Below are 13,474 nucleotides of genomic sequence, written 5' to 3'. Positions count from 1 at the left end.
GGTATGGTTCGATAGGGGGGCATAAATCGACTAAATCCTTATCTGGCAAGAGACTTAATTGATTAGTTCGCTCTAGAGCAAAAACAATTGACAAAAATCGCTAAATGCCTTTCTATATAAGGGTTCCATCCCTTATAACCTCCGTCCATTGCATAACACAAACCGAAGAGCCAAAAAGTCTTTGTATGATTAACTCCCAATCCAACTTGAAAAACCCACTCCCCACTCCCTAAGTCATAAAAAAAAGGTGGGCCAGCACCCACCTTTTTTCAACCTTAGATGTTAGCGATAATTAGGCCTCATCGAGGGCGGCAATACCGGGTAAAACCTTACCTTCGAGTAATTCCAAACTAGCGCCACCACCAGTGGAAATATGGCTCATTTTTTCCGCCACTCCCACTTTTTCCACCGCCGCTACCGAGTCACCACCACCGATAATAGTAGTTGTACCCGTAGCGGTTAAATCGGCTAAAGTGTGAGCGATCGCATCTGTACCCGCCGCAAATTTATCGAACTCGAACACCCCCATCGGGCCATTCCAGAGGACAGATTTACAGTTAGATAAAGCTTTTTGGAAAACTTTAACTGATTCAGGTCCAATATCCAATCCCATCCAACCATCGGGAATATTTTCGACGTTGACGATTTGGGAATTGGCATCTTTATCAAATTTATCCGCTAACACCACATCGGTAGGAAGGAGGAATTCCACCCCTTTTTCTTTAGCTTTTGCCTCTAGGGATTTAGCTAACTCTAGTTTGTCTTCTTCCACCAAAGACTTACCAACACTTAAACCGCGGGCCTTGTAGAAAGTAAAGATCATACCGCCACCGATGAGCAGTTTATCGCACTTTTCCAATAAAGTTTCAATCACGCCAATTTTACTAGAAACCTTAGAACCGCCGATAATCGCCGCTAGGGGACGTTGGGGAGTTTCAATAGCTGCTTGTAGGTAGTTTAACTCTTTTTCAATCAAATAACCCGCCACCGAGGGGCTGAGATAGTGGGTAACGCCTTCCGTGGAAGCGTGGGCGCGGTGGGCGGTACCAAAAGCATCATTAACGTATAAATCGGCATTAGCGGCTAATTTTTTGGCAAAATCGGGATCATTTGCCTCCTCTTCACCGTGGAAACGCAGATTTTCTAAAAGGGCCACTTGACCGTTAGACATTTGACTAATCGCTGCCGTCACTCCCTCACCAATAGAATCGGGACACATGATTACTTCCTGGCCCAATAATTCCGAGAGACGTTTAGCCACAGGAGTCAGACGCAAATTTTCTTTAACTTGACCGTCGGGGCGACCCATGTGGCTGCATAAAATAACCTTAGCCCCTTTTTTGATTAAATCCTCAATAGTTGGTAGTGCCGCCCGAATGCGGGTATCATCGCTGATTGCCCCGGTGGCTTTGTCCATGGGAACGTTAAAATCGACCCGGACTAAGACCCGTTTACCCGCTAAATCAGCCTCTGTTAAATTCGCTACTGTTTTTTTTGGCACAGCCCATAACCTCCTAGATTGCTTACCGTACAATAAAGATTAAATCAGGGTATCGCTACTTGCGGCAATTACTTTGACAAAGATTATTTCAGATTTGGGGATCAGTGTTGCAGTTCTAAGACTGATTTTCCCAGAAAAATTTGATTGGAGAGACTTGCTAATTATGTTTGAGACGATTTTATTTCCCATCGACCACAGCCGCGAAAGTCGTGACGCGACCAGTAGTGTGATCGAATTAGTCAAAATCTTTGACAGTCGTTTGGTCCTGTTGTCGGTGGTGGAAACGACACCCACCGGAGAAATTGCCGCCGACGATAAGATGAATTCGATCGAAGCGGTGGATAGATTGTTACAATCGGCGCAAGCGATTTTCGCTCAGGCTAGCATCAAGGCAGAAATGATTGAACGGGAGGGAATACCCTCTTTTGTCATCTGCGATGTGGCCGATGAAGTTAATGCCGACCTGATCGTTATGGGTTGTCGCGGTTTAGGATTAACCAGCGAAGGTGTGTCCGAAAGCGTCACCACCAAAGTTATTAACCTTGCCCCCTGTCCAGTGTTGATTATCCCTTAATCAGTGAGCAGTTATCAGTGAGCAGTTATCAGATGTGAGTTTTCAGTCCACTGATTACTGTTTACTGCTCACTGAAACAAAGCTCCCCACCCCCGTCTCCTGAGAGAAATGTAACGAATTGTGAGAGTTTCAGCCGTCAACCCTTGAAAACTCGATCGATGGGGTTGCTTGAAGTAATTCTTAGGCCTAAAGTGTAATCTTAAAGTTTTATGATCAATTTTCCTGTTGATCGGAAAAAGGAGAACTCAAACACAATGGCTGAAACTGGATACAAACAGGTGGTGACACCCTACAATGATGATCCGTTCATTGGTCATCTAGCTACCCCCATTTCCGCTTCTGGTTTTACCAAAGCTTTTATTGGTAACTTACCTGCCTATCGTCCCGGTCTAGCTCCGATTCTGCGCGGTCTAGAAGTGGGTATGGCCCACGGTTATTTCCTCGGTGGTCCCTGGGTTGTCCTGGGTCCCTTGAGAGACTCGGAATATGCTAATCTCGGCGGCTTAATCCCCGCTTTAGCCATGGTTCTCTTGGCTACGGGTTGTTTAGCTAGTTATGGTCTTGTCTCCTTCCAAGGTAAGGCCGCTAGTGGTGATCCTCTGCAATCCTCCGAGGGTTGGAGTCAATTCGCCGCCGGTTTCTTTATTGGTGGTATGGGTGGCGCTTTTGTGGCCTATTTCCTCCTAGAAAATCTTGGTGTCGTTGATGGCATCATGCGCGGGGTTTTTAATCAATAATTAACCCTTGTTCTACCTGATTATCATTTCCTTATTTTTTTACTAGGAGCATTTGACATGACTGGTGCCTACGCAGCTTCTTATCTGCCTTGGATTTTAATCCCGATCGTCTGTTGGTTAATGCCAGCTGTGGTTATGGGTTTGTTATTCATCTATATCGAAAGTGAATCCTAATTTAGTCTAGGATTCCTACAATTAAGGACTTGAAAATTAGCTATTTGATAGTTAGTTTTCAAGTCCTATTTTCTGAGGAAAAAGGAAAAGTATTGACCAGATGAAAATGGGTAAAACCCCACACCCCACACCCCACACCCCAACCCCCCCCGATGTCGGGGGGGGTTGGGGGGGGTCACACCCCACCCCCACCGAAAAACTTTTTGCCGCAAACCCCACTCATAAAGCGGTTAGATAGCGGATTTTTTCCAACAATAGGGAGGGTTGAATCGGTTTGAGGAGATAGTCGTCAATGCCATGACGACCGAGAAAATTAACGCTGATTTCAGGGGTATCATTCAAGATTAGCACTTTACTGGCTTGAGTTTGGCTAGATTTTTTTAAGAGATGACAGAGATGATATATATCGGGCATTTTCCGATCGACAATTATAATACTTGGCTGCACGATCTCAATTTTTTTGATAGCGGAGACACTATCGATTAACCAAATAACTTGATAATGTGCCACCATCAATAACTCACAAATAAGATTGGCAATTTCTTCGTCACTTTCAATCAAAACTACAGTGGGATGGTGCTGATTAAAATGGGGATTATTATCCGAGGGTTGGCGCTGGGATTTGGGGGGCTTTTGTTGAGGTAAACGGACGGTAAAAATGGAACCTTTATCTAAGCAAGATTCTACCTCGATCGTGCCGCGATGCAGTTCCACTAATTGTTTAGTTAAAGCCAATCCTAATCCCATACCACCATAACGACGTTTACGAGAGCCATCCAACTGGGTAAATTTTTCAAACAGAAGCGGTATTTTTTGAGCGGGAATGCCGATGCCCGTGTCCTCTACCTGAAAAATGACCTGACTGCCTTCTTTCCACAGTCTCAGCGTGATAGCACCCTGTTCGGGGGTAAATTTCAGGGCATTTTTTAACAAGTACAAAAGTATCTGCTGAACTCGATCGTAATCGGCGTAAAAATAATTATCTTTTTCGGTAATTTTCATCTCTAAAATTAGATTAATTTCTTTAATTTCTGCCTCTGTTTTGATAATTTCTAAAACATGATTACAGAGGTATTTTAGGGAAAATTGTTTAATATCTAAAACGGCTTTTCCTGCCGAAACTTGCGAGAAATTAAGCAAGTCATTAATTAATTCTAATAGTTTATTGCCGTTATCCTGAATAACTTTTAGATAGTGTTTTTGTTTGTCGGGAGGTAAAAAATTATTAGCTGCCGAGCATTTTTGCAGGGTACTGGACAAACCGATAATACAAGTTAGGGGAGTTAATAACTCATGACTCATATTATTTAAAAATTCACTTTTGCAGAGGTTAGCGGCTTCCGCGGTCATTAAAGTATCTTGTAATTCTTGGGTTCTTTCGATTACCCGGCGCTCAAAAATATCTTTTTGTTCCTGTACTTGGGAATATAATTGCGCTTGATAGATAGCGATGGCGAGATGTTCACCAATCTGACCTAAAAATTTCTTTTCCTGCGGCAACCATTGGCGTTTTTCTCCACATTGATGGGCAATTAATAAACCCCACAATTCTTCTTGTACCACAATCGGGGCGATTAATTTTGATCGCACTTGGTGTTGTCGCAAAAATTCCGACAAACAGAAGGAAGAAGAATAGTTAACATCCACATCATCCACGGCCAAAATTAATCCTTGACGATACTTTTCCTTGTATTGGGGAATATAGGAAAAACAATCGTCTTCGGGGGTTAAATTTAACACGGAATTTATCTGGTCAGAAATGCGCGACTCGGAAGTTATTTTCCCCTTTCCCTCACCGGTATCGGGGAAAAATTGATAAATTAACAATCGGTCCACTTGCAGAAACTCCCGCGCTTCCCTGACTACGGTTTCCAAAATCACCGGTAACTCCAGACTCTGACGAATTTGGGTGATGACTTGGTTTAATAATCTTTCCTGTTCGATTTGTTGGGATAGGGCAGCTTCTACCGGTTGACAAACGGAGAAGATGCGGGAACAACCCCCCTCAGCAGCCGGAGAAGAAATTATCGAGAGAATTTTGACTAAAATTTTATTTTGAAAACTGCTGACATTATTGGATAGAGGCAGATTTAAAATTTGATAACTCTGCTCAATTTTCGGGTGGTGGAGAGACTTGACGGCCAGTCCTTGCAGAAAACTTTTAATCGTGTTCGCTTCAAAACTAATGCGGACTTCGTACTGAAAATTATGCCCTTGGGGACTCGCTAACAATAAAGCTTGTAGGTCAGTGGAAAGCAAGAGTTGATAGATTTCCCCTGTCTGTGGGGGAATGTCTCTTTCACTTAGACTAATCCTCGGCCCTGTTACCTGTATTGCCAACTGTCCCCACCAAGAACGAATTTGTTCGAGGTGAGTAGATGACAACACTTGACAGCAAACATAAGCGGGAGAAGCGTTCATTTATCATTCATCAGTTATCAGTCATCAGTTATCAGTCATCAGTTATCAGTTATCAGTTATCAGAAGGCAGGAGATAGGGTGTTGGGGTTTTAGGGTGTTGGGGTTTTAGGGTGTTGGGGTTTTAGGGTGTTGGGGTTTTAGGGTGTTGGGGTTTTAGGGTTTTAGGGTTTTAGGGTTTTAGGGTTTTAGGGTGTTGGGGTTTTAGGGTGTTGGGGTTTTAGTTGAAATTCCCCCACTTCCCCACTTCCCCACTTCCCCACTTCCCCACTTTCCCACTTCCCCAAACCCCAGTCATCAGTAAGGGGACTGGGGTTGGGGTTTTAGTGAAGATTTTTCTTAATTCCTATCCCCTAACACCTATTCCCTGTTCTTTAAATTGCCGCAGACAGATATAATCGTCTCTATCTACCTAAAAATAATCCCTCGATCGAGACCCCGATTCTCAAAACCTAATCATTATTTAACCTGACTCTCAAAACTTATGCATCGTATTGCTCCCCAAGCGGGTGGTTGGACAGCAGATACCGAAGGGGTGATTATTATTGACCAAAATCCGGCCCCGATTGTCCTCCTCACCATGGCTGATACCGATATTCAAACTCTAGCGGCAGCTATCGACCATCTACCGGATAATTTTCCCGCAATTCGCGCCCTCAATTTATCGCAGTTACAGCAGCAATACAGTATCGATAACTATGGGGACAAGGTACTATCCCAAGCAAGGGTGATTATTCTTCGCTTATTGGGGGGACGGGGGAGTTGGTCCTACGGGTTGGAAGTAGTTAAGGAAATTGTCGAGGAAACCGGTGCGACTTTATTTGTCCTCCCGGGAGAGGATAAACCAGATTTAGAGTTGATGAGTCATTCCACTGCTTCCCTGACTACTGTTAACCAGTTATGGTGCTATTTCACGGAAGCAGGGATAGATAACTGGATTAATGCTGCTAAATTTATCGCGCATACCTGTCTCCATCTCGACTATCCTCCCTCTCCTCCTCAGGTTGTCCCGAGGTTGGGAATCTATTCCCAGATAACCCTACCCCAACCCCAAGCACGGACTTGGATACTTTTCTATCGTTCCCATTATCTCGCGGGTAATACCAAAGCTATCGATGCTTTAATCAGCGCTTTCACCCAAAGAAATATGGAAACTGTCCCCATCTTTCTCTCCTCTCTCCGGGAAATTGAAGTGCAAGAGGAACTATTAACCCTCTTTTCCCACCATCCCCCGGACCTAATTCTCGATACCACTAGCTTCTCTATCCAGCGACCGGAAGACAAACAAAATCATCACTTCTGGCAGTCCCTCAATAAACCCATCTTCCAAGTTATCCTCAGCAGCAGCAGTTTAGAAGCTTATCAACAGGGTTATCAAGGTCTTTCCCCCCGGGATGTGGCTATGAATATCGCTTTACCGGAAATGGATGGCAAAATTATCACCCGCGCTATTTCCTTTAAATCTGTCCTCACCCGACATCCGAAACTAGAAACGGAAATAGTTATCTATCAACCCCTCCCCCACCGGGTTGATTTTGTCGCTGATTTAACCGCAAACTATTGTCAACTCTCCTCCCTTCCCAACTCCCAGAAAAAAATTGCCCTCATTTTCCCCAACTATCCCAATAAGGATGGTCGTATCGCTAACGGAGTCGGTTTAGATACTCCCGCTAGTGGTCTGGAAATTCTTCGCGCATTACAAACCCAAGGTTATACCCTCACCGACCTACCCGACCATAGCGATGAATTAATGCGATTGCTTATTTCCGGTATCACTAATGACCTGGAGACAAGGGAATTAAAACCTATCTATCAATCTCTCTCCCTAGAAGCATATCTAGATTATTTCTCCTCCCTTCCCCCCGATAATCAAAGCGCTCTCCTTGACCGTTGGGGATATCCAGACAAGGATTTTCCTATCCCGGGCCTCCAGCTAGGTAATGTCTTTATCGGTATTCAACCTTCTCGCGGTTATGACCTTGACCCGACTCTTAATTATCATTCCCCCGACCTGGAACCTACCCACAGCTATCTCGCTTTTTACCATTGGTTACGACAGGAATTTCAAGTCACTGCTGTGATTAATCTCGGTAAACACGGCAATTTAGAATGGCTACCCGGGAAAAGTCTCGCTCTTTCTCCCCATTGTTATCCCGAAATCGCTTTCTCGTCGCTGCCGAATTTTTATCCTTTTATTGTCAATGACCCCGGAGAAGGTTCCAACGCTAAAAGACGTTCCCAAGCTGTTATCATCGACCATCTCACTCCCCCAATGACGCGAGCGGAATTGTATGGGGATTGGGAAAAGCTAGAGTCTCTCATCGATGAATATTATCAGGCAGAATCTCTTGATCCTTCTCGTTTAGCTCTGATTCGCGAGCGGATTAACAATCTGGTGGCGAAAACTAATCTCGATCGAGAGCTAGGCAAGATCAACGCTTCCTTTGGTCAATTTCTTACCCTCGTGGATGGTTATCTCTGTGAACTCAAGGAAGCACAAATCCGCGACGGTTTACATATCTTCGGTCAATGTCCCCAGGGTCAGCAGTTAATTGATTTAATCCAATCGATCGCCCGTTCTCCTAGTCCCGACCGCCCCGGTTTAACCCGTTCGATCGCCCTTGACCTCCATCTCGACTGCGACCCCCTGACGGAATATAACGATACCACTACTTATCTGGAGGGTCTCGCTCAGGATTTAATTAGCCGGAAAATTGAACCTGTAGGCGAAAATACGGCAAAAGAATTGGTTTGGCTAGAAAATCAGTTAATTCCTGCTTTAAAACAAACCCCCGATGAACTTACCTATCTCTTAAAAGGTCTCGCTGGCCAATACGTCCCCAGTGGTGCTTCCGGCGCTCCTACCCGCGGCCGTCCCGATGTTCTCCCCACCGGCAGAAATTTCTATTCCGTCGATACCCGCGCAATCCCCACAGAAACCGCGTGGGAAGTGGGAAGAAAGGCCGCAGAGGCACTAATTGAACGTTATACCCAAGAAAATGGCGAATATCCCCGCACTTTGGCGATTTCTATCTGGGGAACTTCGACGATGAGAAATAGTGGCGAAGATGTGGCCGAAGCCATGGCTTTACTGGGAATTCGTCCCCTTTGGGATGGTTTTTTCCGTCGGGTGGTCGGGTTTGAAATCCTTACCCCGTCTAGCTTAGGCCGTCCTCGTATTGATGTGACCGTTCGGGTATCGGGCTTTTTTAGGGACAGTTTCCCCAGCATACTACATCTTCTTAATTCTGGCATAAATGCGGTAGCTTGTCAAGAGGAAGAGGAAAAAATTAATCCTTTAGCGGCGAAAGTGAAGACAGAGAGGGAGTTTTGGCTAAGTCAGGGCTTAGGAGAAAAAGAGGCGAAACTGAGAGCTACTGCCAGAATCTTTGGCTGCAAACCGGGTGCTTATGGGGCCGGTTTACAGGGGTTAATCGAGTCACAAAACTGGCAAAATGATCAAGACTTAGCTAATGCTTATATTAACTGGAGTTGTTATGCCTATGATAGTCAAGGAACTGCCCATTCTTTACCAGAAGTATTGAGAAATAGACTGCAAGAATTAGAGATAGTGCTGCACAATCAGGACAATCGAGAACACGATATTTTCGACTCCGATGACTACTATCAGTTTCAAGGCGGCTTAACTGCCAGTGTCCGGGCTTTAACCGGCAAAAATCCCGTCACCTATTTTGGTGATCATTCCCGTCCAGAAAATCCCCGCATCAGAACCCTAGAGGAAGAAATTCGTCGCGTTTACCGCTCGCGAGTGGTTAATCCCAAATGGATAGCGGGAGTGATGCGACACGGCTATAAAGGCGCTTTCGAGATGGCTGCAACCGTAGATTATATTTTTGCCTACTCTGCCACTACTCACCTAGTGGAGGATTTTATCTATCAGGGAGTAGCCGAAGCTTATTTATTTGACGAGAAGGTACAACAATTTATTCAGGAGAAAAACCCCTGGGCATTGCGAGATATGGCCGAAAGATTATTAGAGGCTCAACAACGGGGATTATGGACGCAGGTGGACCAGAAAACTTTAGATCGATTGAGGGCAATTGTCCATGAGGCCGAAGGAGCGATCGAATCGGGTCAGTAATTAGACCTCTGGCAAAAATCAAAAATCTTCCGTTAGAACGTAGGTTGGGTTGAAGCATGAAACCCAACGCCCGCTCCTGTTACGCTACCGCTAACCCATCCTACAAATAATTGTGTCTCCCTACTTAGAATCAGTCTATACTATATATTCTCCGGGGAGAAATTGCTTAGATTACTTTAGTAATGAGAAACGGGACTAAATAATGGCCGGAATTGAGGGATTGAGGATTAAAAATTATCGAGCGCTCAAGGATATAACCCTGGGCAAGTTATGGAACACTCAAAATCGAGATTCTCTGACACCGATGACGGCCGTTATCGGCAAAAATGGTGTGGGAAAAAGCACACTTTTTGATGCGTTCGGTTTTTTATCTGATTGTCTTAAAGGAGGAGTAGAAGAAGCTTGTGATGCGCGAGGTCGGGGCGGGTTTGAGCGTCTTCGTTCCCAGGGTCAGGAAGGAAGCATTGAATTTCAGATTTACTATAAAGAAGATTACAATTCCCGACCAATTACCTATGAGTTAGCTATTGATCTAGATACGGATAATAGACCTTATGTAAAAAAAGAAAGACTCAGACAGAGAAGAAAAGGTCAAAAGACCGGATGGCCTTTTTCATTTTTACTCCTCGATGAAGGGAAAGGAATCGTCTGGAAAGGAGAAGAAGAAGGGAAACAAGTAGAAGAAGGTCAAGACCATTTTGATTTACTTAAGTTAATAGAAGAAGCTGATGAGGAAAGCAAGGAAACCGAGTTAGTGGAACTGAATGATAAGCGCAAACTAGGAATTGCTACGTTAGGTTCTCTCAAACCGCATCCGAGAATTTCCCTATTTCGGAGATTTATTGAGGGATGGTATCTCAGCTATTTTACTCCCGATGCGGCCAGAAGTTTGCCCCTAGCTGGACCCCAGAAACATTTGAATATCCATGGAGATAATCTCGGTAATGTGGTGCAGTTTATGGAAAGAGAGCATTCCAAGAAATTTCAGAATATACTTAATAGTATTTCTCGTAAGATACCGGGTATAGAAAAAATTAGCACAGAAAAAAGTCCCGATAATCGACTACTATTAAAATTTAATGATCGGGGATTCCAAGACCCATTTTATGTACAACAAATGTCCGATGGTACTTTAAAAGTATTCGCCTATCTCTTACTGTTAGAAGACCCTTCCCCACCGCCATTTATCTGTATTGAAGAGCCAGAAAACGGCTTATACCATAAACTATTAGAAACCTTGGCTCAAGAATTTAGAAAACACGCCACAGGACAGAGAGGACGTTCTCAAATTTTTATCACCACTCATCAACCTTATTTTGTTGATGCTCTCCAGCCGGAAGAAGTTTGGATTCTGGAAAAAGGTGATGATGGGTTTTCTCGGATTAAACGGGCTAGTGACAATCCCTTAATCAAGAATCTCGTCTCAGAAGGATTGCCCCTTGGTAGTCTTTGGTATAGTGATTACTTAGATGAGAGATAAGGCCATGCACTTTGAAATTTTGGTTGAGGATTCGTCGGGAAAAAAAGCACTTGATATTCTAATTCCTAAGATTATTGACATGAATGCAGGTCATACATTTAGGGTTCATTCCTATAAAGGCAGTGGTCATATTCCCAGAGACTTACAGTCTGTTTCCGATCCTAGTAAACGGATTCTTCTTGAGCGACTACCTAAACTGATTCAAGGATATGATAAAACTTTTTCTAGTTACCCTGATAATTATGCTGCTGTACTGATTGTGGTTTGCGATCTGGATAATCGATGTTTTCGAGAATTTCGACAGGAATTAGGCAATTGTCTGGAAAAATCTGCGATCAAATCCCCAATTTACTTCTGTATTGCTATTGAAGAAGGAGAAGCTTGGTATTTAGGTGATATTAATGCCATAAAAATTGCTTATCCCCAGGCCAAAAGTGCTATCTTGGATTCCTATATTAATGATAGTATCTGTGGTACTTGGGAAAAACTGGCAGATGCTATATACAGAGGTGGAGCGAAACAATTATCTAAGTTAGGTGGAGCTTCTGTGGGTCAAGAGAAAACAGTCTGGGCAGAAAATATTTCTCCTCAGATGAATGTGGATATTAATCGATCGCCCAGCTTTGGCTATTTTCGAGATAAACTACGTCATCTCAGTCAGGAAGAATCAAGATAAGGACTATTTTTTCAGGCTAAACTTTTAGGCATTTAAAATAATCGTCGAGAGCGGGGAATAGGGGATAGTGACCAGTAACCAGTGAGCCTAAATCTGGTTATTAAAGACTGATTAAGTAGGTGGGTGGAATTAAATATAAGATGAACGTAGGTTGGGTTGAAGTATGAAACCCAACCCCCGATTATGTTACACTACCGCTAACCCTAGATAAGGTAACTGGATGAACAGGGAATCCCTCGCCTGAGTGCGATGGGAGCGTCAATACTGATATTTAACTTTGGCTGGCTCAGAGAAACTATCAAAATTCTGCAAATCTAACTTTTATTTTGTTAAAGAATTTCTCGCAAAGTTGCCGACGGACACTCACCGAACATTTTCTTATAATCTTTGGCAAATTGACCCATCTGCCAGAATCCCCACTGTAGGGCGATCGCACTAACAGTAATTCCTTTACCCGCAGACGCTTTTAGTTGTCGTCGTACCCCGTTAAGACGTTGAATTTTGAGATAAGTCGCAGGTCCGGGGCCAAAACATTCCTGAAAACCGTAACGGAGGGCTGTCAATTGATATTCATTTTGTCTGATTTAGGATAGCAGAATTATTAAAAATTATTAAGTATTATTAAGAGTTATTCTCTTGTCAATAGGCATTATACCTCACCAATCTTAATTGTCGAGTTTTTTGGCTTTTATGGGTTAATAACGTCAGACTCTGACTTTTTTCCTTGATTTAGTGGTTTCTCGTTATCCGCAATATTTTTTAAAATTTATGGTCAATTCTTAATAAAAATCTATAAGTCTAAGTTTGCCATTTTTTGATAGCGATCGCTTTTGCCAAGCTTCTATAATAGTCTTCTAGAGGCTAATAGATAGAAAGTCGCTGTTTATTCAAGCAAGCAAATTTAGAAAGAAGATAGGAGATAAATACCCTTAAAATTGATGAGCAGGAGGAAATATTACCAGTTAAAGGTTCGCTGCTATGAAATTCCGTCAATTGATGCGGGCAACAGAAAATAAATACAATCGGCTGCTGGCAAATCTGCTCTCGCTCTACATTATTTACCCGTTTTTAGTATATCTACCCCTGGGAGATTGGCTGATTTTCTTTTTCTTCTCCCTCTCTCTGATCATCGCCGTCTATCAGATCGATCAAAGTAAATTGGCTTTAAGATTTAATATCGGTCTGTTTTTGATTGCCCTCCTCCTGCGAGCATTCAGCACGATTATCCCTATTTATAGCGATTTCAACCGTTGGTTCGATCTGTCTAGTACATTAATTTCTCTAGCTTTTGTTAGTTTATGCGTGTACTCGATTTCACGAGAATTAATTCTCGCCGAACAGGTAACATCCGATATCATCAAAGGGGGAATTTGTGTCTATTTTCTCTTAGGATTTTTCTGGGCGGCCGCTTATAATATTGTCCAGATTTTCGACTCCGATTCCTTTAGCTCCGCCGCTAAAACCGTCAACGAGGCGGATCTACTTCATTTCAGCTTTACTACCTTGGCCACGGTTGGTTACGGTGATATAGTTCCTGCCAGTAAAGTCGCTAGAGTTCTAGCCAATTTAGAAGGAATGACTGGAGTTCTCTATCCCGCCGTTTTTATCGCTCGTTTAGTCAGTTTACACAATGGTCGTTAACCAAAACAATTGATCGCCCTGGGGGAATATTAGTTGACATCCTCGCCGCCCTAAAAGTGCGGCGATTCCTAAACCTCACGATTTAAGTTTCTGCTTCCACCACCGTCGCATACCACAGTTAAAAAACCATGTACTGTCTTACACAGAGTCCACAGACTTTCGCCCCATTTC

10 protein-coding genes are annotated in these 13,474 nt (G+C 43.5%); 7 read left to right on the top strand and 3 right to left on the bottom strand.

Annotated elements, in window-relative coordinates; genetic code table 11:
* Positions 1 to 292 precede the first annotated feature (292 nt).
* Positions 293 to 1,501, bottom strand: a complete 1,209-nt coding sequence (locus tag IM515_RS00260) for a phosphoglycerate kinase (RefSeq protein WP_002772098.1) — start codon at positions 1,499 to 1,501, stop codon at positions 293 to 295.
* Between the two features lie 163 nt (positions 1,502 to 1,664).
* Here IM515_RS00260 and IM515_RS00255 point away from each other — a divergent pair, with 163 nt between their 5' ends.
* From IM515_RS00255 to IM515_RS00245, 3 genes are all read left to right on the top strand, one after another.
* Entirely contained in the window at positions 1,665 to 2,075 is a 411-nt protein-coding gene (locus IM515_RS00255) for a universal stress protein (protein ID WP_002772100.1), read from the top strand.
* A 254-nt stretch (positions 2,076 to 2,329) separates the two neighbouring features.
* Positions 2,330 to 2,812: a photosystem I reaction center protein subunit XI gene (locus IM515_RS00250; RefSeq protein WP_002737469.1), complete on the top strand. Its 483-nt coding sequence runs from the start codon at positions 2,330 to 2,332 to the stop codon at positions 2,810 to 2,812.
* A 57-nt stretch (positions 2,813 to 2,869) separates the two neighbouring features.
* Positions 2,870 to 2,986 (top strand): photosystem I reaction center subunit VIII, encoded by a 117-nt coding sequence (locus IM515_RS00245; protein ID WP_002737043.1) that lies wholly within the window; start codon positions 2,870 to 2,872, stop codon positions 2,984 to 2,986.
* A gap of 219 nt (positions 2,987 to 3,205) precedes the next feature.
* Here the strand turns inward: IM515_RS00245 and IM515_RS00240 are convergent, their stop codons facing one another.
* A complete protein-coding gene (locus tag IM515_RS00240) occupies positions 3,206 to 5,407 on the bottom strand; it encodes a hybrid sensor histidine kinase/response regulator (RefSeq protein ID WP_287629933.1) in 2,202 nt (733 codons plus the stop codon).
* A 481-nt stretch (positions 5,408 to 5,888) separates the two neighbouring features.
* Here IM515_RS00240 and cobN point away from each other — a divergent pair, with 481 nt between their 5' ends.
* The 3 genes from cobN to IM515_RS00225 all read left to right on the top strand — a co-directional run bounded on the left by cobN (position 5,889) and on the right by IM515_RS00225 (position 11,662).
* On the top strand, positions 5,889 to 9,506 hold the full coding sequence (gene cobN, locus IM515_RS00235) for a cobaltochelatase subunit CobN (RefSeq protein ID WP_287629932.1): 3,618 nt from the start codon (positions 5,889 to 5,891) through the stop codon (positions 9,504 to 9,506).
* 202 nt (positions 9,507 to 9,708) lie between these two features.
* Complete coding sequence (locus IM515_RS00230; protein WP_287629930.1) at positions 9,709 to 10,986, top strand: AAA family ATPase; 1,278 nt, start codon at positions 9,709 to 9,711, stop codon at positions 10,984 to 10,986.
* A 4-nt stretch (positions 10,987 to 10,990) separates the two neighbouring features.
* Entirely contained in the window at positions 10,991 to 11,662 is a 672-nt protein-coding gene (locus IM515_RS00225) for a DUF4276 family protein (RefSeq protein ID WP_080604655.1), read from the top strand.
* 329 nt (positions 11,663 to 11,991) lie between these two features.
* Here IM515_RS00225 and IM515_RS00220 read toward each other — a convergent pair whose 3' ends face one another.
* Entirely contained in the window at positions 11,992 to 12,225 is a 234-nt protein-coding gene (locus IM515_RS00220) for a helix-turn-helix domain-containing protein (protein WP_002772111.1), read from the bottom strand.
* Between the two features lie 415 nt (positions 12,226 to 12,640).
* Between IM515_RS00220 and IM515_RS00215 the strand changes: the two genes are divergently transcribed.
* Positions 12,641 to 13,303 carry a potassium channel family protein gene (locus IM515_RS00215; RefSeq protein WP_002772113.1) on the top strand — a complete coding sequence of 221 codons (663 nt, stop codon included), beginning with the start codon at positions 12,641 to 12,643 and terminating at the stop codon, positions 13,301 to 13,303.
* Positions 13,304 to 13,474: the final 171 nt, after the last annotated feature.

The sequence above is a fragment of the Microcystis sp. M44BS1 genome (assembly GCF_020244875.1).
Classification (GTDB): Bacteria; Cyanobacteriota; Cyanobacteriia; order Cyanobacteriales; family Microcystaceae; genus Microcystis; species Microcystis panniformis.
This window is presented reverse-complemented; position numbering and strand designations above follow the sequence as displayed.